This window comes from Tamaricihabitans halophyticus (assembly GCF_004340875.1).
GTDB classification, from domain to species: Bacteria; Actinomycetota; Actinomycetes; order Mycobacteriales; family Pseudonocardiaceae; genus Tamaricihabitans; species Tamaricihabitans halophyticus.
This window is the reverse complement of the sequence record NZ_SLXQ01000024.1, coordinates 40,198-62,451: the sequence shown is the minus strand read 5'-3', so window position 1 is coordinate 62,451 and position 22,254 is coordinate 40,198. Positions and strand designations below refer to the sequence as shown.

Here is a 22,254-nt window from a genome sequence, read left to right as displayed (position 1 = left end):
CTCCACTGTCTCGGTCATCACAGATCCTTCCCACCAAGCTTGCTGCTCGGCGTGTCAGACCAAGACCAGATCCACCGTTAACCAGACAGTCCCCGACACTGAGCCCTCCTCGGGTGGGATCGAACGTAGGCTTCTCCGACCTTAGCGGTTCGTGGCGACCTGATCCGCATGGTCGAGTTGGCCCAGCCAGGGGTGCGCGCCGTAGGTCTCGGCGATTGCCGCGCGCAACCATTGGCGTTGTTCGGCAGTCAGGTGTGGGAGCGTGGCCGTGAAGTCGGTCTGGCCTTTTTGACGGAGTCCGCTGGCCTTGTAGAAGAGCTGGACCTCGGGGGTGAGGTATGGCGTTCCTTCGGCGCTGGTTCGACCGAGTGTCGTGATAGGACGGCGTATACGGGTGTTGCGGTGAGATACCCAGTCGGAGTCGGCGGATTCGTCGAGCATGAGCTGGACTCGCCAGGGCTCGTCGCTGGCGGGCCGGCACCAGATGTCCTGTACGTGGGGCGGTAGGGTTTCCTCTGGTTGCCAGGGCCGCAACGTCCCTGGCGGGTCGGCGGCCCACCATTCCCAGTCTGGCAGGGCCTGCTGTGCGGCGAGTTGGTCACGGCGTAGCACCAGGACGTCGATATCGCCGTGTTCACGGACGGAACGGCCGACCGCGAGCTCGATGGCATGACCACCCGCCACCCACCAGGGCACACGGAGCCCGGAGAACAGCGAGACGACCTCGGCTAAGGGCGCCGGTTCCCATCCACCCCAAGGCGTCTGTGTTGTTGCCACGTACGCAACGTCTCCTACCGAAGACATGGTTCGACGATCCGAATGAATCCGTGATCGTCTACTCAAGTGGGCACCATGCATCGATATCGACACGGTCCCCAGTGGGTACAGCTGCCGATCGAGTACCTCGCCTCCGATGGGTCCGTCAACGCCGTCTACCGGCTCGGCGACGCTGACGGTTCGCCGCTGGATTCATTCGGATCTGACGCCCAGCATTCTTCTCGTGTGTGGCGAACGGCTGACTGGCGTGCTCGACTTCGGCACCGTACGGGTCGATGACCTGCTTGCGACCTCACCCCAGCGATGCCAGCTAACCGACCGCCTGCTCCGCGGACTCGTCTTCACCAGTGCCGAAGGTGGTCGAATCCGCGGTCACGGTGTAGACCTCCCACGGCTCCCGCCCGGGACCGTGTACCCATACCTTGTCCTGCTTGGCGTAGCAGCAGGTCGTGCCGTTCTCTAGCAGCGTCTGCATGCCATGGCCGGTCAGTCGCTGACTAGCCTGATCGACATGTGCGGTGGATTCCACCTCCACGCCGAGGTGATCCAGCACGGTGGTCTGACCCGGTTCACCTTCGAGCAGGACAAGTTTCAGCGCTGGCTCCGCCACTGCGAAGTTGGCATAACCGGGTCGCAGCTTTGCCGGTCTGGTGTTGAAGAGCTTCGAGTAGAACTCGATCGACGCCGAGAGGTCCCCGACCCGCAGCGCCAGTTGAACTCGGGACATCTCCTTCTCCTTGGATAGACAGTTATCGAAACACGACATCATTTAGATTGCTATCTATGTAGAACCTTGTCAAGATAGAGATATGTCGAAGCAGTTGCCGTTGGCGGCCATGGACGCCTGCTGTGCACCCCTGGCCCGCGATCCTTTGACGGCCGAGCAGGCGGTCGAGCTGTCCCAGCTGTTCAAGGCGATGGCCGATCCGGTACGGCTGCGACTGTTGTCCCTGATTGCCTCGCATGCCGGCGGCGAGGCGTGCGTATGCGATCTCACCGATGCTTTCGAGCTCACCGGACCAACGATCTCGCATCACTTGAAGGTGCTGCGCGCGTCCGGGTTGATCACCGGAGAACGGCGGGGTACGTGGGTGTACTACCGGGTGCATCCCGAGGTGCTTGCCCGATTGTCTGCGGTGTTGGTGCCTGCCGAACCCGGCGTGGTGACCACGTGACCGCGACCGATACGCGGCCCGCCGGCGGGGTGCCGACGGGACTGTCCACGCTGGACCGGTTTTTGCCGTTGTGGATTGGTGCGGCAATGGCGGCCGGGCTACTCGCCGGGCGCTGGATTCCTGGGTTGGACGCCGCTCTCGACGCGGTTGCGATCGACGGAATATCGCTACCGATCGCGGTGGGACTGCTGGTCATGATGTACCCGCCGCTGGCGAAGGTCCGCTACGACCGGCTCGACACCGTCACCCGTGACCGCCGGCTGCTAATACCATCGCTGGTACTGAACTGGCTGGTCGGTCCGGCGCTGATGTTCGCGCTTTCGTGGCTGCTACTGCCCGATCTCCCCGAGTACCGCACCGGCCTGATCATCGTTGGACTCGCCCGCTGTATCGCCATGGTCATCATCTGGAACGACCTCGCCTGCGGAGACCGCGAAGCCGCCGCCGTGCTTGTCGCCCTCAATTCCGTATTTCAGGTGATCATGTTCGGCGTGCTTGGTTGGTTCTACCTGTCGGTACTGCCCGGCTGGCTCGGCCTGGACACCACGAACCTGGCCGTGTCCGGCTGGCAGATCGCCAAGAGCGTGCTGATCTTCCTTGGCATCCCACTGGTCGCGGGCTATCTTTCCCGCCGCCTCGGTGAACGCCGCAACGGCCGCGCCTGGTACGAAACCCAGTTCCTACCCAAGATCGGGCCGATGGCGCTCTACGGGCTGCTGTTCACCATCGTCGTCCTCTTTGCCCTGCAGGGCCACCAGATCACCAGCCGCCCGCTAGATGTGGCTCGAATCGCCCTGCCGTTGCTGGCCTACTTCGCGCTGATGTGGGCCGGGTCGTACGGCGTGGGCAAGGCCGTCGGGCTGAGCTACGAGCGCACCACCACGCTGGCCTTCACCTCGGCTGGCAACAACTTCGAACTCGCGATCGCCGTCACGATCGCCACCTTCGGGGCAACCAGTGGCCAGGCCCTCGCAGGCGTCGTCGGCCCGCTCATCGAGGTCCCCGTACTCGTCGCCCTCGTCTACGTCTCGCTGGCCCTGCGCCGCCGATTCGCACCGTCCAGAGTGGAGTCGTCATGACTGTGCCGGAAGTCCTGTTCGTCTGCGTACACAACGCCGGCCGCTCGCAAATGGCCGCCGCGCTGCTCCGTCACCATGCGAAAGGCCGCGTCATCGTCCGCTCCGCCGGCTCCGCCCCCACCGAAGCCATCAACCCCGCCGTCGTAGAGGTCATGCACGAACTCGACCTCGACCTGTCCCAGGAACTCCCCAAACCCCTGACAACCGAAGCCATCAATCCCGCCGATGTCGTTATTACCATGGGCTGTGGCGATGCCTGCCCCATCTTTCCGGGTAAGCGCTACCTCGACTGGCAGCTCGACGACCCAGCCGGCAAACCCATCGACGACGTCCGCCTGATCCGCGATGAGATCGACCGTCGCGTCCAGAGCCTGCTTGTCGAACTCGTGCCGGTCAGCACGCCGGGCTAACCCCGCAGCCACCAAGAGAAGCCGTCGACGCGATTCCCGGACAGCCCACGCCGCGCGCTCCTCAAGACCTTTCCACAGTGCGCATCGCGGCGATATCAGCCGAGACCGCGGACACCGCTTCGGCCGGCGAAGCGTCCGTGCACAGCACCATCCCGTCACAGACCAACGCGCAGGCCCGGGTTGCGGCATTGGCTTGGCGCAGCGCCGCGAGCACGGCGAGGCCGCGCCGGCGGGCATCTCGCCACACCGTAGGAACCAGCCACACCGTATTGCGTGGGTCCACCACCGTGAGGTCCAGTTCGTCACCAAACTGCTCGCGCAACGCGCGATACACCGCGCCCATCCGCTCCATATCCCGACGGGTGTGGGCGTACGGGTCCGCTGCCGGCTCGACCAGCGCGCGGACGGCGTCGCCGCCGAGTCGTCCGCAGCACCCCGAACCGGAAGTCTGCTCATCCCATTCGCGGACCAGCAGCACACGGTGACGCGACATGCACACCTCCCTAACGCCCACCGTCCGATGATTCCGCCGCCCTACCGGACACGCAAGGCTCGTATGGCGGCACCGCGGCAAGGATGCGTGGTCGTTGCGACTTGTCCCGCGGTGACTGGGTCATTCCGGTTGCGGCCGCTTCCAGACAAGCATGACGGCCACCGCGCCGACCAGACAGGGAGCTAGCCCAATCCAGCCGAGCGTCGGCGGCAGGCCGGTAGCGCCCGACGTGTCCTTGGTGAGGAGTGCGATCAGTCCGATGCTCGTACCGAGCACGAACATCACGGTTGCGGCGGGGCGCGCCCATCGCTTATCTGTCCGCACCGCCCATACCGTCCAGAGCCAGGCAATGACACCGAGCGCACCGATGATGGACAGCAGGACCAGATAGGTGCTGACGGCCGAGTCGAGCTCCGCCTGGGTGTAGCTGGGATATCCGGCCCGGATGTGGTTGACCAACACGGCACGGTCGACGTACGGAACGATCGTGGCGAGAACCGTGAGCGCCAGGCCAGCGTGCAACGTGACAGCAACCCACCGGCGCTGAACTGTTTTCGTCATCGAGAATACGGTCCTTTCATTCTGCGTCGCATAGTCCGACGCCAGCGGCCGCTTCGCCGCGACCTCCCGCGCGACTCGGTCTCCCTCCCTGCTGGGCCCCCAGCGCCAATGCGAACTATTATGCACGCAGTGCGTGCATCGGCAAGTGCATGCGCTAGACTGCGGCCGACGAGAGGAGCGAAATGGCAGCCCGAAGGCGCTGGTCGACCGACGAGATCCTGGACACGGCGACCGAGCTGCTGAGCACGAGCGACGCCGAGTCGTTCAGCGTGCGCAAGCTCGCCGCGACGCTCGGAACCGACTCCTCCAGTCTGTACCGGCACTTCCGGGACAAGACCGAACTGCTACGTGCAGTCGCCGACCGGATCCTCCTGTCCGCGATGGAGTCCTACTACCCCGAGGGGGACTGGAAGCAGCGCGTCACCGCGGTGGCGCTGCGGTTGCGCGAAGCGTTCGGTCAGCAACCCCAGATAGCGGCGATCTGGGGACGGTATGCCTCGAGCGGCGTCGGCTCCCGACTCGTGATGGAAGAGGTGCTGCAGGCCCTGCGAGCCTCGGGCCTGCCCGATGATGAGGTCCCGGTGCGCTATCACCGGCTCGCGATCCTGCTGGCTTCGTTGATCGCCTCCGAAGCCGGCATCAGCACGGTTACGTCACGGGAGTACGAGCAGGGTATGGAGCTGTTCCGGGTCGCCGTACTCGGCGCGGACCCTGACCACTTCCCCACGCTGGCCCACTTCGCCCGCGAGGTCCGGCCACTCGGCGTCGACCGCGGCGCCGCGTTCGAAGAGATCATCGCAGCTCACCTCGACTCCATCGCGGCCGCGATCCCCTGACCCGGCAACCCGAGCAGCATATCGTCCATATATCGAAAATCGGATACGTGCTGGCAACATCGTGCCGTCTTGACTGTCGGCATGGCCTTTATCGAACAGGGTTTGATCGAGAGCGGAACGTTCACCCAGCGGCACATGCGCGTGATCGCCGGGTCGCCCCCATCGGTCAGCGCACCGGCGCGGATCACGGTTTTTGGGTGCGGCAAGGACGAGGCCGTCCTGTTCCACGAGCTGGGGGCTCGACTCGGAGTGTCCGCGCGGATCGTCGAGTCGGCGGTTGACGAAACCACCGCCGGGTTAGCGCGCGGCGATCGGTGCATCAGCGTGAGCCATAAGACGCGGATCACCGACTCCACGCTGCTGGCGCTCAGCGAAATCGGCGTGGCGTACATCTCCACCAGAAGTATTGGCTACAACCACATCGACTTGGCGTATGCCGAGCGTGTCGGCATCTCGGTAGGCAATGTCGCTTACTCGCCCGACAGCGTGGCGGACTACACGTTGATGCTGATGCTGATGGCCGTGCGGCACGCGAAATCCACCATCCGTCGCACCGATGCCCATGACTATCAACTGAACGCGATCCGTGGCAAGGAACTGCGGGACCTGACCGTAGGTGTAGTCGGGATGGGTCGTATCGGCACGGCCGTGGTCGACCGGCTGAGCGGCTTTGGCTGCCGCGTACTCACCAACGACGGGCCGTCATCCAGCGGCGACGATCACGTACCCCTGGATGACCTGATCGTGCAGAGCGACATTGTCACCCTGCACACCCCACTCACTACGGAAACGCATCACCTCCTCGGTCGTCACCGCATCGAGCGGATGAGGCCAGGCGCCTATCTCGTGAACACTGGTCGCGGGCCGCTGGTCGATACCCAGGCTTTGCTGTCGGTACTGGAAAGCGGCCGGTTGGGCGGTGCGGCGCTGGACGTTCTCGAAGGCGAGGAAGGAATCTTCTACGCCGACTACCGGAAGAGGCGTCTTGAGAACGAGGCCTTGCTGCGGCTGCAGCGCCTACCGAACGTGCTGATCAGCCCGCACACCGCCTACTACACCGACCACGCGTTGACCGACACGGTCGAGAACAGTCTGCTCAACTGCCTGAACTTTGAAAGGGAGACAACGGTATGAGCAAATTGAAGGTTGGAATCATCTTCGGTGGCGCTTGCGAAGAGCATTCCGTCTCCGTGAAATCGGCGCGCGAGGTCGCTCAGCACCTCGACACCGACAAGTACGAGCCGTACTGGATCGGCATCACTACGGACGGCGATTGGCGGCTCTGTGTTGGTCCCGACGCGGATTGGGAGAACGGCGCCGCACGTCCAGCCGTGCTGTCTCCCGACCGAGGTGCGCGCGGTCTACTCGTCCGGGGATCACAGGGCCACGAGGTGGTGCGCCTCGACCTTGTCCTGCCGGTATTGCACGGCGGCCTCGGCGAGGACGGCGCGATCCAGGGATTGTTGGAACTGTCTGGTATCCCGTACGTCGGCTGCGATATTTACGCTTCGGCCATATGCATGGATAAGGCTCTCACCTACACGGTCGCCAAGGCCGCGGGAATCGCCACGCCGAGTTTCTGGGTTGTCGCCGACGACGAGAAGGTCAATCCCGGATGCTATCCCTATCCCGTTTTCGTGAAGCCTGCTCGTTCCGGCTCATCGTTCGGCGTCAGTAAGGTGACCGAACCGGACCAGTTGCTGCCCGCGCTGAACGAGGCACGAAAGTATGGCTGGAAGGTTCTGATCGAGGAGGCCGTAGCCGGCAGCGAGATCGGCTGTGCGGTCCTCGGGACGTCATTCGATCTGATCACCGGCGAAGTGGACCGGGTCGACCTCTCGCACGGATTCTTCCGAATCCACCAGGAGACTTCCCCCGAGACAGGGTCGGAGAACTCGACGTTCATCGTTCCCGCCGATATCGCCGAGGAATCTCGGCAGCTCGTCCAGGAGGCCGCCAGGACGATATACCGCGCCCTCGGTTGTACCGGACTTGCTCGTGTTGATCTGTTTCTCGCCGGGGATCATCGCGTGATCCTCAACGAGGTCAACACGATGCCCGGGTTGACCTCGTACAGCCGGTACCCACGGATGATGGCCGCCGCCGGGTTGCCCCTGTCCGAAGTGCTCGATCGGCTCATCTTGATGACCCTGCACGGGACGAAACGATGAACGACGACTTCGGCTACATCGACCGCTGGGTGCCCGGTGTGCGCTGGGACGCAAAGTACGCCACGTGGGACAACTTCACTGGAAAGCCGGTCGACGGCTATTACGCGAATCGCATCGTCGGCACCCTAGCCTTGTGCACGGCACTGGAACGGGCACGTCAGCGGGCAGCCTCCCGTGGCTTTGGACTGCTTCTCTGGGATGGGTACCGACCACAACGCGCCGTTGACTGCTTCCTACGCTGGTCGAAACAGCCAGAAGACGGTAAGACGAAGTCGCGGCACTACCCGAATATCGAGCGAGCCGAGATGGTCAAGCACGGGTACGTGGCCCCGAAATCGGGCCACAGCAGAGGCAGCACCGTTGACCTGACGCTCTATCACCTGAATACCGGCGAGTTGGCTGCGATGGGCGGCGGGCACGACCTCATGGACCCGATCTCCCACCATCACGCCCAAGGAATCACGCCGACCGAGACGAAGAACCGTGCGCAGCTCAAATCCATTATGGAGGACTGCGGATTCGGCCACTACGACTGCGAGTGGTGGCATTACACACTCAGAAACGAGCCTTATCCCGATGTCTACTTTGACTTTCCCATCACGTCCGCAGACTCCGCGGTACACCTCGCAGTGGGGGAACCTGCAGCGCCACGATGAGGTCGTGATGCGACGCGGCCACCAGTCCGGGATCGAGGTCTTCCTGCCCCGCGCTGACTCCTCCCGACTGCACGACTGGGCACGGAGGGGTATTCCTCGAGCGCGGCGTATCGGTTCTGGTCTCGCAAGGTTTGCGGCTTGGCGTGCCTACAGTCGCTCCTGCATAGCTGGACTGACGTCCGGCTGACGATGGGCGAACTTCTCGCGTTCGCACTGGACTGGGGGTGCTATACCGTGGAACGCTCCGGCAAGGTTCACGGACTCATCTATAAGCCGTTCATGTCCTGGATTTCCGCGCAGTTCGGATTCCACTGTGAACTGGTTGAGCACACGCCCCTTCGGTTGTCTGCCCAAGAGGTGCGATCCTGGCAGGTCATGATTGCCTCGGTGTCTCCGGAGATTCGTGAGCCCGGCGTCCAGCAGCCGCAACGTGGTGGCCACCTCGTGTTGGTCTATGGAGTCGACAACGGTGTGGTTCGGTTCCACAACCTGTCGGGTTACTCGCACAATTCCGATTCCGCATCGTTACCACTGCGGGTGTTCGAGCGATTCCACGCGAACCGCGGAATGCTGATCAGAGCGACATCGTGATGCCGACCGAACCAGCACCCCGCATCGTCGTCGCAGGTGGACATACAGCCGGTCATATCGAGCCCGCGATGAACCTGGCTGACGCGCTACACCGGCTGGCGCCGGCGACCGAGATCACCGCACTCGGCACGATCCGTGGGTTGGACACCACGCTCATCGCCGAGCGTGGCTACCCGCTCGAACTCATCCCACCTGTGCCGCTGCCGCGCAAGCTGAACGGTGACCTGGTACGGACCCCCGCCAGGCTCCGCGAGTCGGTCCGGGCGGCTGGTGAAGCACTTGACCGGGTGCGCGCCGAGGTCCTGGTGGGCTTCGGCGGCTACGTCGCCATGCCCGCCTATCTGGCCGCCTGGCGGCGCGGGCTCGGAATCATCGTCCACGAGGCGAACGTCCGGCCTGGGGTGGCCAACCGGGTGGCTGCCCGGATGACGACGAGGGTATTCACCGGCGCACCGAGTGTCCGGTTGAGGAATGCCACCGCGATCGGCACCCCGCTGCGGCCAACGATCACTGGGCTTGATCGGCCGGCGCTTCGGGACAAGGCTCGGCGGTGTTTTGGACTGCACGGCGATGGGCCGGTGGTGTTGGTCACTGGCGGTTCTCAGGGAGCGGAGTCGATCAACGCCGCGGTGACCGGTGCCGCCGGAGCGTTCCGCGCGGCCGGCGTGCAGGTCCTGCATATCACTGGGCCGCGGCACACCGTCGACGTTCCGCTCTGCGGTCCCACAGATCCGTCCTATGTCACCGTTGCGTTCGTCAAGGAGATGCGGTGTGCGTACGCCGCCGCGGACTTCGCGATCTGCCGGTCAGGGGCGATGACATGTGCCGAACTGGCCGCCGTCGGTCTGCCTGCCGCGTATGTTCCGTTGCCGTTGCGAGGCGCTGAGCAACGATTGAACGTCGAGCCGGCCGTGGCTGCTGGTGGGGCGCTGCTCGTCGACGACGAGAATTTCAATCCTCATTGGATCACGACCGCGCTCCTTCCGGTGCTAACTGATCCGGAGCGGATCTCCGAGATGTCGGCTCGCGCGTCTACAGCCGGCGCACCGGACGCCGACATCATCTTGGCCCACCATGTGCTCGCCGCCGTCCGGGAGCAACGAAGTATCGCCACACGAAGCTTGGAGTGAAAACGATGCGGATCCGCCAAGCGCGCAGCGCTGACGCCGATGCGGTCAACGGCTTGCTCTGCCAGTTGGGCTACCCCCAGGACGATCACGCGGCGACGGCCGCTCGGCTGCAGGCTTGGGTGCACGACCCTGCGAGTGCTGCTTACCTCGCCGAAACCGAAGACAAGGCGCTGGGTGTGATCGCCGTGCACATCTGTCCCTTCTTCGAACGCAAAGGCGCGTGGGGACGAATCGTCGCGCTGGTCGTCGCCGACCGCGCACGTGGATCCGGTGTCGGCGCACAGCTCGTCGAGGCGGCGGAGGCGTTCGCCGTCAGCCACGGATGCGTTCGGTACCGCGTTGGAACGGCTCGGTGAGGGTGGCGACCACCTGTGGACTGAGTTTATTGCCGGTGTTCTCGACCGTGAGTACGGCGCAATCGGGGCCGACCGCGGTGCTGACCTGAACGGCGCCGTTGTCCGGCAGGTTGTGCACGATCGCATTGTGCAGGAGGTTCGTGGTCAACTGCAGCAGGAGCGCGTGGGATCCGATCGTCGGGGTGATGTCCCCGGCGGTTTCTACGCCAACACCATGCTTTTCGGCAAGTGGTAGGAGTGTTTCGGTGGCTTCTTCGGCCACGAGCGACAGATCAACCTGCTCGCGGACGAAGGAGCGCTGATCGGTGCGGTTGAGCAAGAGTAGCGCCTCGGTGAGGTCGATCCCCCGTGCGTTGACAGTGCGGAGACGTTCGTCGAGCTCGGTGCTTTCCCGGTTGGGATCGTTGCGCGCCACGTCGAGCAAGGTCTGCGTGATCGCAAGTGGGGTACGTAGCTCATGCGAAGCATTGGCCGCGAAGCGCTGCTGCTCGGCGATATGCGCTTCGAGCCGCGCGAGCATGCCGTCAAAGGTATCCGCGAGTTCGCGGAACTCGTCCTGCCGTCCCTCCAACTCGATCCGGTGCGAGAGCGATCCCCGCGCGGCCATGCGCGTGGCGTCGGTGATGCGGGCCATGGGAGCCAACATCCGCCCAGCGAGAATCCATCCGCCGGCAAGGCCGAACACCAGGAGGAAGGCGATCAGGCCAACCGCGGCCGGCGCAAAGTCACGCAGTAGCTCGGTTCCGGAAGGCGCGATCACCACCTCGCCGGTGTCTTGCGCCCGCTCCCGGTAGCCGTTCAAGAACACCGCGAATGCGCCAACCAGTACGATGCCGGCAAGCATGAGGAATCCGGCATAGCTGAAGGTGAGCTTGAGCCGCACGCTCAGCCCTGGCTCTCTAGCCACTGTCGCCTCGCTCGCTCCCCACCGTCGGTTCCGTGTCGATGCGGTAGCCAACACCAGGGACCGTGGCGATCAGCCAGGGTTCACCGAGTCGCTTGCGCAGCGCGGACACCGTAATCCGCACCGCGTTGGTGAACGGGTCGGCGTTTTCATCCCAAGCCCGTTCCAGTAGCTCTTCGGAGCTGATGACACCACCACTGGCGGCCATCAGAACCTCGAGCACCGCGAACTGCTTCCGGGTGAGTCCGACATACCGCCCGTCCCGGTAGACCTCGCGCCGGAACGGGTCCAGCCGTAGGCCGGCGAGTTCCCACACGGGTGGCCTGTTGTGTGCTCGCCTGCGGTCGAGGGCGCGGAGCCGGAGCACGAGCTCCTGCAGTTCGAATGGTTTGGTGAGGTAGTCATCGGCGCCGAGTTCGAACCCGGAGGCCTTGTCATCGAGTTGGTCCGCGGCGGTGAGCAGCAGGATCGGCATGCCGCTGCCGGAAGCGACGATGCTTTCGGCAACCTCGTCGCCGGATGGCCCAGGGATGTCGCGGTCGAGGACGGCGATGTCGTAGGTATTGACGCTCAGTAGCTCGAGTGCGGTGTCGCCATCCCCGGCGATATCGGCCGCGATCGCCGCCAGGCGCAGCCCGTCACGGATGGCCTCGGCCATATAGGGCTCGTCCTCAACTACCAACACACGCATTCTCTGATGCTACGAGCCGCGACATATCGCCGCCGTATCGAACAATGACTCTCAGCGCGGCGGCGTGCCGTAGCGTTGTGCTGCACCGGTGTACTGATGCTCAGCGCTGGCGATTGCGATACGCGCGGCAGCCGCATACGCCGCGGCCTGCGGCACCGTTGAGGTAGCCAAGCGTGCGATCAGCCGGCAGGCGGCCTCCGCTTCCGTATCGCGCAGGTGGGCGGCTTCGACAAGCGCTTCGGACACATGACGGCGGCGCTCGCGTGCGAGGATCAGCGGCAGCGTCTGCGGTACTCCGGCGAACTGTTGCTGTTCATAGCCGAACGAGATCAGGTCGTTTGTCCACCCGCTCAGTCGCGCCAGATGTCGGTTGAGGTCACGGATTTCCGACTGGTCCAAGAGCGCCGCCGGCAGATCAAGGCCGTTACCCGGTTCCATCAGAGTGACGACCATGTATCCAAATGCGGTGTGCGGCCGCATGGTCGTGTACTCGTCCAGGCTGATGGGTCCCGTGCTGGCAGTTGCCTCCCACAGCCACGCCAGGAACAGTTCGTGGAGCGTCGCTCGGACCCGCCCTGACTGTTCCGGAGTCAAGACATCCCGCATCCGGACCGCCAGCTCGCCCAGTGCCTTAACGAACCCGGTGGAAGCGGACCTCGATCCCGTGGCCAGCACACTCACGAATGAGGCGATCTCGGCCGCCAGGTCAGCTGGGGTGGTCTCGGGTGCTTCGACAATGAGGTCATCGACCGCGAGGAGCCAGACGAAGATGTCCGCGGCCAGCTCCACGACTTCCCTACCACCATCCGGATACAGATGAGCGGCACCGGCGCCGACCTGCGAGGCTCTCAGCCGGGCACCTGCCGGATGACCATCAACAAGCTGATGCTGGGTGAGCCAATCTTGCGTGTGCGCGCCGTGCCAGAAAGCTTGCCCATCGCCGCTGTCCGGCTTGCGAATAGCTTCTTACCGTACGTCAAATACACCAATGACCGCAGCCGCTGCCCGAGGGACTTGCCAGGTTGAAAGGTCGTCCGGACGCGACGTCCTCAGTTACCTAGTGTGGCTACCCGCAAACGCGGCCGCAGTGCCACATCCGAGTCGTGGTGGTGTCCACGATGTTCACCTCATGGCGTTGCCGACTGGAGGTGGGTGCGTAGGAAATCGACTTGATCGGCAACGACCTGCTCGACGAACGGCGGGTGATAGATGGTGAAGTGATCGGCGTCGTAGTGCACGACGACGGCCTTCGGCGCCGCGCCTGCCACCTTTGTCACGATCGCGGGGTCAATAAGGTTCTCCCGATCGCTGGCACAGATCAACAATGGACACCGTACCCGCCCGGCCTGAGCCGCCGCGTTGTAGAACAACATGCCCAGCCCGGAGGCCGCCGTGATTCGGTTGTCGAACCGGTATCCGGGCGGGGTGACCGATTGCCACCCTTCCAATGCCTCTGGCTGGTTGACGAAAGCGAGCTCGCCTGGCCGGCCGACCAGCGGCACATACCGCCGGGGCAGCCGCAGCGCACTGCGCACCAGGTCGGAGGCGATCGGCACGGTGAACCGAACGAGATGCCGAACTCCCGCCTTGGCAACGACCGCGCGCCCGCTGAATACCGGGCATTGCACGACAGCCGCCGCGAGCTCGGGATGGCGCGCGGCTGCGGCGAGCACATGGCTGGCGCCGAACGACGTGCCCCAGAGCGCGATCCGGGTGGCATCGAGCTCTGCTCGCGAGTGGACGAACGCCAGCGCCGCGTCAACATCCCTCGCGTATCTGCGCTGGCTGACCAGCTGGCGGGGCTGGCCACCTGATTCGCCGAGATGGCGGAAGTCGAAGGCCAGCCTCGCAGAACCATTTCTCGTACTGGCTGAGCATCATCTCGTGGGTAGCACCCCCCGCCGTGCACCAGCACGACGACCGGATGCGGCGCTGGCCCATCCGGCAGGGTCAACCATGCCGCGCATTGGTCGCGACCAGACGGAAAGGTGGTGCGGATAGTCATGACAACCTCTGTATAGGTACGTTGTACGTGAACGGTCACAGTTAAACACGTACTTTGTACTTAATCAAGGAGAGCTATGCCCGCTCCCAGGAAGTTCACTCGGGAACAGCTGCAGGTCGCCGCACTCGCTCTGGTCGACGAGCACGGCTTGACCGGCCTGACCATGCGCAGCCTCGCGACCGCGCTGGGCACGGGCCCAATGACCATCTACAACTATGTCGACGGACGCGAGGGGCTGGAGCAGCTCGTCGCCGAAGCCGTGATGGCCGAAACACACTGGGACTCGCCGGCATCCGACCAGTGGGACGCCGAGGTTCTGGCGATTGCGGAGGGAATGTGGCGCGCCGTACGCAACCACCCGCATGCCATCCCGCTGATCCTCACCCGCCGCAACCTGGATCTGACGACGCTGCTCCCAGCCGAAGCCCTGTTACAGGCGCTCGCACGCAGCGGCAGGAGCGGAGCCGAACTGCTCGCGGCGTTTCGAACCGTGTCCGGCTTCGTCAGCGGATTCGCACAAGCCGAACTCGCCGGTCCACTGTCCGTTGCGCGCGATGAGGACATTACGACGATCACCGATCGAGTCGCGGCACTACCGGCTGAGCGGTTTCCGAAGTTGATCGAGATCGCGCATGCAGCGGTGGCAAGCGACCCCGAAGCAGAGTTCCACGCGGGTATCCACATTATCCTGAGCGGATTGAGGACCCAAGCAGTCACGTGACGCCTGTGTCCGGAAACGCCACGTCGATCGTGGCGGCCTGTTCGCCGCGGCGAAGGCGGTACTGATCTTTGGTAGCACTTGCATGTCGCCATCCGTGCTCCAGCGTGCGGCGCGAAGGTCATCAGCCAGTAGGCAGGGGATGTTCCCGGTCCATTGTGGAGCTCGTAGCAGATCGAGTAGGTCCGGTCGAGTTCGGCGCATACCAACCCGTACGGCACTCGACCGCGCCAGTAGTGCGTTCATCCTCGACGGCGCTCAGTGGTAACGCACCGGCGCCAGCCAAGCCGGTACCCGTATCTGGCCCCACATAACGAAAGCGAGCTCACAAACACCGCCCACACCGCACACTCAGTTGCGATACTCCCAACCGCAAGATTCCTAAGGAGTGCGGTGGACGCCGGTCACGCAAGCGCGCTTGTTGTCGCTAATTCGTGAGCCACTGATCGAACAAGCCAAGCTGGAACACTGCGTCTCGAGCAAGAAGGAAGGCAATGATCGCGAGGATCCACCCAGTGGCCCCAACGGCGTGTTTCTCGAACCAGTTGTTGGCCTTGGTGAGCATCGGCGTGACCCGATCGGCCAGCGTGATCCGCACGAGCAACAACAGCAGCGCGGGAAGGATCATCACCAAGCAGTAGCCGGCGAGAATCGCCGTATCTGCCGCCACCGGAAGCCCGGCCCCAGCGACAAGTGCTATCGCGCCGAGATACGGGAACATGGTCGCGATCTCGAGCAATCCCGCGGTAAATGCGAGCGCGACGAGCTTCCCGCTGGATTCCGTAGCCGCTTGGACTCGCTCCGTCCAGTTAGCCGTCGGCGATTTTCCTTTGGCAGCGCGCCGTTTTGGGTCGAATCGAAAGCTGAACAGAAACAGCCCGATGGCGAGCGCCAGCTGTACCCAGTACGCCGGCGTACTTCTGAGCACCTCGCCGAAACGGTCAAACAACGCGCCCGCACCGAGCAGGATGAGCACGCCAAGCACTAGGTAGAAACCGAGTATCGCGAACAGATAGCCGAGAATCGGCGCACCGCGCAGTCTGCCTGGAACGAGCATCAACACGATCGGCACGAACAGTGTGCCAATACTGGTGCTGTCCAGTAACGCGAGCACCACCAGCGATCCAATGATCTCTATGCTCATCCCGCTCCCCCGAACACGCGGCCTACAGCCCGCCGCAAGCACGCTCTACCCAGTTCAGGGGTGACTTCCGCCGGGCTCGTAACCATGTCGACGCACAGTCCATCCACCACAGATGTGAGCAACATTGCATCCACAGTAGATAGCCCGCAGCTCTCAAGAAGTAGACGCATTCGTCGCATGCTAACGACATGTGGTTCGATCGCGTCCGGAATGGGCAGTGCACCAGCGAGAAACGCGATCCAGGTCACCGACTCGGCATATCGCTCCTCGTCGAGCGGCAGCATCGCTTCAAGCATCAGGTAGGCGGTTTCAGCTACGTCACCGGTCCGCTCAACAGCCTCCAATCGCCCGTATGTGCTGTCGACCAGATAGCTAAAAGCAAACTCGAGCAGTTGCGCCTTCGTCGCGAAGTACCGCTGGATCAACCCGACTGACACGCCCGCCTCATGGGCAACCGTGGACATGCTCGCCTCGGCTAGTCCGCCTCGCTGGATCACGCGAAGCAGCGCACTGGCTACTTGTCGACGGCGTGCGTCGTGATCAGCGGTCCGCGCCACATCATAAAAATACGCACATATTATTATGCCCGTCAAGCCGACACCGCAGCGTGTGGCAGCACGGCATGGCTGCACGCTTCCTGGTCAAAGAGGACACTCTGCCCAATAGAGACAACCGGGCCATAACCGGCTCATTTCGCGCCGATGAAGCCGTACTGGTTCACGCCCGGTGTCCAATGCGGACATGTAACGCGACAGCGTCATCTCCCGAATTGCATTCAAAGCCGTTGTTTGAAGGGATAATCATGCGAAGATTTGTCACCACATTGATTGCCGCATTGTCGCTTTTCGCCATCTCGCTCGGCACCGCGACGACAGCGGAAGCCGCGGTCGCCCGGATGCAGATCTACAGCGTGGTGTGGGACCCAGCCGGCCGTGACACGCGCGCCAACTGGCATCTCAACCAGGAATTCGTCCGGATCAAGAACACGTCTCGAGTGGCCATCAACATCAGCGGCTATCTCCTGCACGACCGGGCAGGCTGGTCGTACCGCTTCCCGCGAACCATCGTGCCGGCCGGCCAAACCGTCTACGTGCACACCGGGAAAGGTACGAACCGCCCGGCGCACCGCTACTGGGGCCGTGGCAACTATGTCTGGAACAACACCGGAGACCAAGCCACGCTGCGCGATTACAACGGCCGACACCTGGACAGCTGCTCCTGGGGTGACAGATACAGCTGGAAACGATGCTAGTCAGCCAGTAGACGCCGTGGTCGCCTACTGGCTGGGGCTGCATGTCTCGCTAGCGTCCGCTGCACGGTTCGTCCAACCGGATCCGCTACGCCGCAGGAACAGCCAGTAGAGCACCGTAAGCAGGCAGATCCACGCGATCCCAACATAAAGCGCCGTTCGAGTCTCAGTCGCGAAGGCCATCACGACGAGAACGAAGAGCATGAAGGCAATCGTGCAGATCTGACCGTACGGCCAGAATGGCACCGGAAACTTCAGTTTCGCGACCTGATCCACCGTCATTTTCTGCCGCGACCGATAATGCGATAGCAGGATCATCAGCCAGACCCAGATGGTGGCGAAGGTGACGATCGACGCAACAACGAGGAAGACGTCCTCGGGGATCGTGTAGTTGAGCACAACACCAATCAGTAGCGCCCCGATCATCACGACGACGGTCATCCACGGAACCCCTGAGCGGGAAACTCTGGCCATGATCGCCGGTGCCTGACCTTGGCGCGCCATACCAAACAGCATTCGCCCAGCGCCGAAAATATCGCTGTTGATCGCGGAGAGCGCGGCCGTGATCACCACGACGTTGAGTACGTGGGCGGCGGCGCCGAGCCCCAGCCCTTCGAAGATCTGCACGAATGGGCTGCCAGACGAACCGATGGTCTGCCACGGAGCGATCGACATGATCACGCCGATGGCCAGTACATAGAACAGTAGAATCCGGACAGGTACGGTGTTGACCGCCCGAGGAATCGTCTTCTCCGGCTTATCGGCCTCTGCCGCGGTCACCCCGATGATCTCGGCGCCACCGAAAGCGAACATCACGATAGCGAACGACAACACGAATCCTTCCAGTCCCATGGGGAACAACCCGCCATGCGACCACAGGTTGCTTACGCCTGCCGAATGATCACCGTTGAAGCCGAATATCAGGATGGCAATCCCGCCGAGTATCATCGCAATGATCGCGACGACCTTGCCGAGCGAGAACCAGAACTCAAGTTCACCGAATACCTTGACAGTGAACAGGTTTGCCGCACCGAGAATGAACAGGGTGGCCAGCACCCAGATCCACCTCGGTACGTCGGGGAACCAGAAACCCATATACACCGCCAGCGCGGTGACATCCGCGATACAGACAACCACCATCTCGAAGGCATAAGTCCACCCGGTGAGAAAGCCAGGAAGACGACCGAGGTGTCTGCTCGCATATGTACCGAACGAGCCCGGAACCGAATCGACTACAGACATCTCGCCGAGCGCTCGCAGAACCAGGAATACCGCGCCGCCGCCGATCAGATAGGCCAGCAGAACCGACGGTCCAGCCTGCTGGATGGCATCAGACGAGCCATAGAAGAGTCCGGTGCCGATAGCGGAGCCAAGTGCAATAAAGCGGATATGCCGCGCGGTGAGCCCTCGACTCAGGCCGGTCGAGCCTTGTTGCACCTGTTCCTCCATTGAGAACCGCGTTGTTCCCTTAGCTGGCTACCGGGTTGACAACCCACCCTCGATCGGGACTAGGAGGGCGCGCGAAGCGGTATATGTATAGTGCTGTCTGTACATATCGTCAAGCGTTAGTGAGCAACAAGGCTTCGCCGGCCCGCGGTGGCAGGATCACGAGCACCCCGCACCGTAAAAATGCACATTCGCGGTTAGGTGCAGTCGAATGTTCCTTCGAGGCGATAGCGCGATCCAGGGTGCAGCAATCGAGCGGCGCTAACCAGGCGATCCGCCGACCAGGTCCGCCGGTGAATGAGCAGGCAAGGCTCGGTCTCCTCGATGCCGAGTTGCGCGCAGTCCGCCGCGGTTGCCCGCACAGCTTCCACAACGTGCTCGCCTTTGCCGAGTGGGGCAATCTGGGAAAGGTAGTTATTGGGTGTGTACGCGGTAAAGTCCTGCTCAAGATAGTCCCGGGCAAGTTCGGGGTTAACGTGCCGGTCCTCGAGTTGGATCGCGACGTCGTTCTCGAAGTGCACTATCCGCGAGTGGAATACCGGGTACCCCTCCTGGATTCCGAATAGTCGATGCAGCCGCGGATCGGCCGGTTCTTCCCGAAGGAGTATCACCTCCGTGCGATGCCGATGTCCACGTCGAGTTACTTCGTCCGCGATGTTGTGCACCTCATAAAGCGCGGAGCTGCTCTTGCGCTCCGCGACGAACGTACCGACGCCAGCTACCCGCACGAGGAGCCCTTCCGTGCTCAACTCGCGCAGTGCCCTGTTGATCGTCATGCGAGACAACCCCAACGAGCGCACCAGCTGGTTTTCTGGCGGCAACAGGTCGCCTTCAGGCCACCGGCCGGTGCCGATCTGCTCGGTGATCACGTCTTTGAGCCTGCGGTATGCGGGAACCGACTCCCGACGACCTTCGCGGAAAAGCCTGGCCACCTCCATCGCGTCGATGGCCATGCGCATCACTCTCTCATTCCGCGATCCCCCGTATGAGGTAGACAACTAGTCTACTGGCAGCTGCCAGAAGCCATCGTCGTGCCACTCTGGCTCAAGATCGCTTCATCAACCAGAGCACGTCAGCACGGCACCATTCACCGAGATATGGCTGATCCACCCGGTTCTCAGGAGCGTTCCTCGAACTCCGGGTAGCTCATGGGCACATGCGCGTTCATGGTCCGGTTCGCCCAGTCATACCGTGGCCAACCAGCCCACACGCGTTCGGAGACCTCCTGCAGCTCACGCAGATCTGCCGCTTCATCGAGCCGGCATACCGCCCCGTTCTCCAGCGAGAAGCGGCCGTCGACCATGACACGTTCGATATCCTCGTGCTCGGCGTAGTAAACGATCGTGCGGATCGGATCACGTGTTGGTGTCGTGAACAACGTACGGCTCTTCCAGAACACCATATCCGCCTTCGCGCCTACCTCGATGCGACCGAGGTCGGAGCGTTCGAGCACGTCCGCCGCTCGAACGGTTGCCGCGTCGAAAACGTCCCGAGCCTTGGCGACGTCCGCACGGTGCTCGAACACCTTCGTGATGATCGATGCCCACCGCAGCGACCACAACATCGACTGGGTCGTCGTGTCGGTGCCGAAACACACCTCGACACCGTTGGCGCGGTAGCGATCGTAGGACTCCATGATGATGCCGTTGCGGGCGAACACCCATGGGTTATAGACGACCGTCGTCCCCGACCGGGCTAGCAGGCCAAGATCGTCTCCGTGAAAGTTCGTCCAGCTCGTACCGGTCAGAAACAGACCATGACCAATGAGCGTTCGCTCGCCAAGGAACCCGACATCATCAAGCCACTCAATCGGTGTCCGTCCGTGCCTGCGCGTCATCTCATGGAACTCCGAATAGGACTGCGCGGCGTGGATCTGCATCAGCAGCCCGTACTCGTCCGCGGCCGTTCGGGTCTTGCGCAACAGGTTCGCTGAGCAGGTGTCTACTTGGGACGGGTTCAGGAACCCGGTCACCAGGGCATCGCCCGACCGGTTGCGGTGTCGTTTCGCGAACACGAGCGCCCGATCGAACGCGGCCTGCCCATCGTCATCGAACCATCGGTAGTCGACGGTCTTGCCGTTGTCCGTAAACCACTCTCCCGAGCGATAGGACTCGGCGATGAATGCCCGCAAGCCAACGGTTTCGCAGAGCTCTGCGATGGCATCGCTTTCGACGCCCATTTGCATGACGGTGGTCGTCCCGGTCCGGAGGTGTTCCGCGATCGAGACTCGGGCGCAGATGTGCGCGTCCTCGGTGGTGAGCGCTTTCGCGCGCGGCGGGAGGATCTCGATGAGGTTGGTACTCCAGAACTGCCTTTTCTCGATGTCCTCCGCGATCCCCTTGTCGACTGGGGACTCCTGCATATGGGTGTGCAGCGAGATGAATCCGGGAGCGATGATGTTGTCCGTATGTTCGGTTCGGTCAACCCGCATGGCGCCTGGCGCGCCGACGTGGACGATCCGATCCTGGTCAACCACGACCGCACCGTTGCGCAATAAGCGGTGCTCGCCATCCTGAAATGCGATGATCCAGGGCGCGGTGTACTCGATCGCCGATGTCATGCGGATTCACGCTCCTTCACGATGCGGTGGACGAAGACGGCGCCGAACATGACGAGTACGGCCAGCCCGACGAGAATGAGCACGGGTCCAAGCACTGCCCCAGCCGTCACCGCGAGTATGGCCGCACCGACCGAGGGAAGGATGCCGCCAAAGAGTATCGAGGCCAGTTGGTAGGACAGCGAGATACCGGTGTAACGGGTCTCTGGGGCAAATGCCCGGCCCAGGAACCCGGGAATGCAGACCCAGGCCCCTGCTCCTACCGTCTGGGTAACCACCAACATCAAGCTGATGAGCACATGGTTCCCAGTGCCTACAACGAGGAAGTGCGGCGCGGCGAACAAGATCACGAGAATCGCCGCGACAACAAGCACTCGGCGTTCGCCAAGACGGTCCGCCAGTGTTGCGACGATCGGAAAGGTGATGAAACTGCTCGCGGCCGCGATCGTCTGACCGATCAGCAGAGGCGAGCTCTCGAGCCCCTGCCCCTGCGTGGCATACGACAGAAAGAGCGTTCCAGTAACGTAGAAGCCGCCGATCCCGTGCGCGACCAGCAGTACGCCCGCGAGTACCGATCGCCATTCCTTACGGAACACCTCAACAACGGGAAGCTTCTTCTGCTCCTGATCGCGGATCGCCCGCTGGAAGACCGGCGATTCCTCGAGCCTGGCACGGAGTATCAGCCCGACGATCACGAGCACCCCGGCGAACCAAAACGGGACCCGCCATGCCCATTCCTCAAGGACGTCGTGCCCACCGAGTCCAGCAAGGGCAAACATGCCGGAAGACATGACCGTGCCAGCCGGCGACCCGAGCTGGGTGAATGATCCGAAGAAGTTCACCCGCCCCTGTGGTGCACTCTCGGTTGAGATCAGTGCCGCACCACCCCACTCCCCACCGATAGCGAAGCCCTGGATCAGCCGCAGTACGACAAGAATCGCCGGGGACCACAGGCCGATCGTGTCGTAGGTGGGAACGAAGCCAATGAGGAAGGTAGCGACGCCCATGAGCAACAGCGAAATGATCAGAGCGCGCTTGCGCCCCTGACGGTCGCCGATATGCCCGATCACGATGGCGCCGAGTGGCCGGGCGAAGAACCCGACCCCGAAGATCGCGAAGGCGGCCAGCGTACCGATGAACGGGTTCGCGTTCTCCGGGAAGAAGATCGTCCCGAAGACGAGCGCCGAGGCGGTCGCGTAGATGTAGAAATCGTAGAACTCGAGCGAGGTCCCTACGAATGCACCAGCCGCCGCTTTGCGGGCGCGTTTGAGCTCATGCGTCGTCACAATGCCTCAATTCGCCGTT

The 22,254-nt window shown here is 63.1% G+C and carries 26 protein-coding genes; 12 read left to right on the top strand and 14 right to left on the bottom strand.

Going from position 1 to position 22,254, the window contains the following annotated elements:
- Positions 1-141 precede the first annotated feature (141 nt).
- Together EV191_RS28345 and EV191_RS28340 are read right to left on the bottom strand one after the other, a co-directional pair.
- Positions 142-777 (bottom strand): nucleotidyltransferase domain-containing protein, encoded by a 636-nt coding sequence (locus EV191_RS28345; protein WP_132880970.1) that lies wholly within the window; start codon positions 775-777, stop codon positions 142-144.
- Between the two features lie 310 nt (positions 778-1,087).
- Positions 1,088-1,504: an ArsI/CadI family heavy metal resistance metalloenzyme gene (locus EV191_RS28340; RefSeq protein ID WP_132880969.1), complete on the bottom strand. Its 417-nt coding sequence runs from the start codon at positions 1,502-1,504 to the stop codon at positions 1,088-1,090.
- An 82-nt stretch (positions 1,505-1,586) separates the two neighbouring features.
- Here EV191_RS28340 and EV191_RS28335 point away from each other — a divergent pair, with 82 nt between their 5' ends.
- The 3 genes from EV191_RS28335 to EV191_RS28325 are packed head-to-tail and all read left to right on the top strand — an operon-like array spanning position 1,587 to position 3,441.
- Positions 1,587-1,952 (top strand): ArsR/SmtB family transcription factor, encoded by a 366-nt coding sequence (locus EV191_RS28335; protein ID WP_132880967.1) that lies wholly within the window; start codon positions 1,587-1,589, stop codon positions 1,950-1,952.
- Positions 1,949-3,031, top strand: coding sequence for an ACR3 family arsenite efflux transporter (gene arsB, locus EV191_RS28330; protein ID WP_132880966.1), 1,083 nt, complete (start codon positions 1,949-1,951; stop codon positions 3,029-3,031). Before EV191_RS28335 ends, arsB begins: the two co-directional genes overlap by 4 nt.
- Positions 3,028-3,441 carry an arsenate reductase ArsC gene (locus tag EV191_RS28325; protein WP_132880964.1) on the top strand — a complete coding sequence of 138 codons (414 nt, stop codon included), beginning with the start codon at positions 3,028-3,030 and terminating at the stop codon, positions 3,439-3,441. Before arsB ends, EV191_RS28325 begins: the two co-directional genes overlap by 4 nt.
- Before the next feature lie 61 nt (positions 3,442-3,502).
- On the opposite strand, the gene EV191_RS28320 is transcribed toward EV191_RS28325, so the two are convergent.
- The gene (locus EV191_RS28320; protein ID WP_132880963.1) at positions 3,503-3,934 is read right to left on the bottom strand and encodes a hypothetical protein; all 432 of its coding nucleotides are present in this window, start codon (positions 3,932-3,934) and stop codon (positions 3,503-3,505) included.
- 120 nt (positions 3,935-4,054) lie between these two features.
- A complete protein-coding gene (locus tag EV191_RS30455; RefSeq protein WP_207894812.1) occupies positions 4,055-4,495 on the bottom strand; it encodes a hypothetical protein in 441 nt (146 codons plus the stop codon).
- Between the two features lie 182 nt (positions 4,496-4,677).
- Between EV191_RS30455 and EV191_RS28310 the strand changes: the two genes are divergently transcribed.
- From EV191_RS28310 to EV191_RS28280, 7 genes are all read left to right on the top strand, one after another.
- On the top strand, positions 4,678-5,331 hold the full coding sequence (locus EV191_RS28310) for a TetR/AcrR family transcriptional regulator (protein WP_132880961.1): 654 nt from the start codon (positions 4,678-4,680) through the stop codon (positions 5,329-5,331).
- Positions 5,332-5,466: 135 nt separating this feature from the next.
- Entirely contained in the window at positions 5,467-6,465 is a 999-nt protein-coding gene (locus EV191_RS28305; RefSeq protein WP_207894817.1) for an NAD(P)-dependent oxidoreductase, read from the top strand.
- A complete protein-coding gene (gene vanA / locus EV191_RS28300; RefSeq protein ID WP_132880960.1) occupies positions 6,462-7,502 on the top strand; it encodes a D-alanine--(R)-lactate ligase in 1,041 nt (346 codons plus the stop codon). Before EV191_RS28305 ends, vanA begins: the two co-directional genes overlap by 4 nt.
- Positions 7,499-8,158 (top strand): D-Ala-D-Ala dipeptidase VanX, encoded by a 660-nt coding sequence (gene vanX / locus EV191_RS28295; RefSeq protein WP_132880958.1) that lies wholly within the window; start codon positions 7,499-7,501, stop codon positions 8,156-8,158. The genes vanA and vanX overlap by 4 nt, the downstream gene beginning before the upstream one ends.
- A gap of 279 nt (positions 8,159-8,437) precedes the next feature.
- Positions 8,438-8,749 carry a hypothetical protein gene (locus EV191_RS28290; protein ID WP_132880956.1) on the top strand — a complete coding sequence of 104 codons (312 nt, stop codon included), beginning with the start codon at positions 8,438-8,440 and terminating at the stop codon, positions 8,747-8,749.
- Positions 8,749-9,879 (top strand): UDP-N-acetylglucosamine--N-acetylmuramyl-(pentapeptide) pyrophosphoryl-undecaprenol N-acetylglucosamine transferase, encoded by a 1,131-nt coding sequence (locus EV191_RS28285; RefSeq protein WP_132880954.1) that lies wholly within the window; start codon positions 8,749-8,751, stop codon positions 9,877-9,879. Before EV191_RS28290 ends, EV191_RS28285 begins: the two co-directional genes overlap by 1 nt.
- Positions 9,880-9,884: 5 nt before the next feature.
- Entirely contained in the window at positions 9,885-10,235 is a 351-nt protein-coding gene (locus EV191_RS28280) for a GNAT family N-acetyltransferase (protein WP_132880953.1), read from the top strand.
- Here the strand turns inward: EV191_RS28280 and EV191_RS28275 are convergent.
- From EV191_RS28275 to EV191_RS28260, 4 genes are all read right to left on the bottom strand, one after another.
- Positions 10,192-11,142, bottom strand: a complete 951-nt coding sequence (locus EV191_RS28275; protein WP_132880951.1) for a sensor histidine kinase — start codon at positions 11,140-11,142, stop codon at positions 10,192-10,194. The two genes, EV191_RS28280 and EV191_RS28275, sit on opposite strands and share 44 nt — an antisense overlap.
- Positions 11,135-11,830, bottom strand: coding sequence for a response regulator transcription factor (locus tag EV191_RS28270; RefSeq protein WP_132880950.1), 696 nt, complete (start codon positions 11,828-11,830; stop codon positions 11,135-11,137). The genes EV191_RS28275 and EV191_RS28270 overlap by 8 nt, the downstream gene beginning before the upstream one ends.
- 51 nt (positions 11,831-11,881) lie before the next feature.
- Entirely contained in the window at positions 11,882-12,619 is a 738-nt protein-coding gene (locus EV191_RS28265) for a terpene synthase family protein (RefSeq protein ID WP_132880948.1), read from the bottom strand.
- Positions 12,620-12,957: 338 nt separating this feature from the next.
- A complete protein-coding gene (locus EV191_RS28260) occupies positions 12,958-13,674 on the bottom strand; it encodes an alpha/beta hydrolase (protein ID WP_207894816.1) in 717 nt (238 codons plus the stop codon).
- Positions 13,675-13,911: 237 nt separating this feature from the next.
- On the opposite strand from EV191_RS28260, the gene EV191_RS28255 reads away from it, so the two are divergent.
- Positions 13,912-14,556: a TetR/AcrR family transcriptional regulator gene (locus EV191_RS28255; RefSeq protein WP_132880947.1), complete on the top strand. Its 645-nt coding sequence runs from the start codon at positions 13,912-13,914 to the stop codon at positions 14,554-14,556.
- 424 nt (positions 14,557-14,980) lie between these two features.
- Here the strand turns inward: EV191_RS28255 and EV191_RS28250 are convergent, their stop codons facing one another.
- Positions 14,981-15,697, bottom strand: coding sequence for a GAP family protein (locus EV191_RS28250; RefSeq protein WP_132880945.1), 717 nt, complete (start codon positions 15,695-15,697; stop codon positions 14,981-14,983).
- Positions 15,694-16,194 carry a TetR/AcrR family transcriptional regulator gene (locus EV191_RS28245; protein WP_279388475.1) on the bottom strand — a complete coding sequence of 167 codons (501 nt, stop codon included), beginning with the start codon at positions 16,192-16,194 and terminating at the stop codon, positions 15,694-15,696. Before EV191_RS28245 ends, EV191_RS28250 begins: the two co-directional genes overlap by 4 nt.
- A 305-nt stretch (positions 16,195-16,499) precedes the next feature.
- Between EV191_RS28245 and EV191_RS28240 the strand changes: the two genes are divergently transcribed.
- Complete coding sequence (locus EV191_RS28240) at positions 16,500-16,949, top strand: lamin tail domain-containing protein (RefSeq protein WP_132880942.1); 450 nt, start codon at positions 16,500-16,502, stop codon at positions 16,947-16,949.
- Positions 16,950-16,973: 24 nt separating this feature from the next.
- Here the strand turns inward: EV191_RS28240 and EV191_RS28235 are convergent, their stop codons facing one another.
- From EV191_RS28235 to EV191_RS28220, 4 genes are all read right to left on the bottom strand, one after another.
- Positions 16,974-18,395, bottom strand: coding sequence for an amino acid permease (locus tag EV191_RS28235; protein ID WP_132880941.1), 1,422 nt, complete (start codon positions 18,393-18,395; stop codon positions 16,974-16,976).
- 194 nt (positions 18,396-18,589) lie between these two features.
- Positions 18,590-19,351: a histidine utilization repressor gene (gene hutC / locus EV191_RS28230; RefSeq protein ID WP_243659297.1), complete on the bottom strand. Its 762-nt coding sequence runs from the start codon at positions 19,349-19,351 to the stop codon at positions 18,590-18,592.
- A gap of 158 nt (positions 19,352-19,509) precedes the next feature.
- Positions 19,510-20,952, bottom strand: a complete 1,443-nt coding sequence (locus EV191_RS28225) for an amidohydrolase family protein (protein ID WP_132880939.1) — start codon at positions 20,950-20,952, stop codon at positions 19,510-19,512.
- Positions 20,949-22,235: an MFS transporter gene (locus EV191_RS28220; RefSeq protein ID WP_165913144.1), complete on the bottom strand. Its 1,287-nt coding sequence runs from the start codon at positions 22,233-22,235 to the stop codon at positions 20,949-20,951. The genes EV191_RS28225 and EV191_RS28220 overlap by 4 nt, the downstream gene beginning before the upstream one ends.
- Between the last annotated feature and the right edge of the window lie 19 nt (positions 22,236-22,254).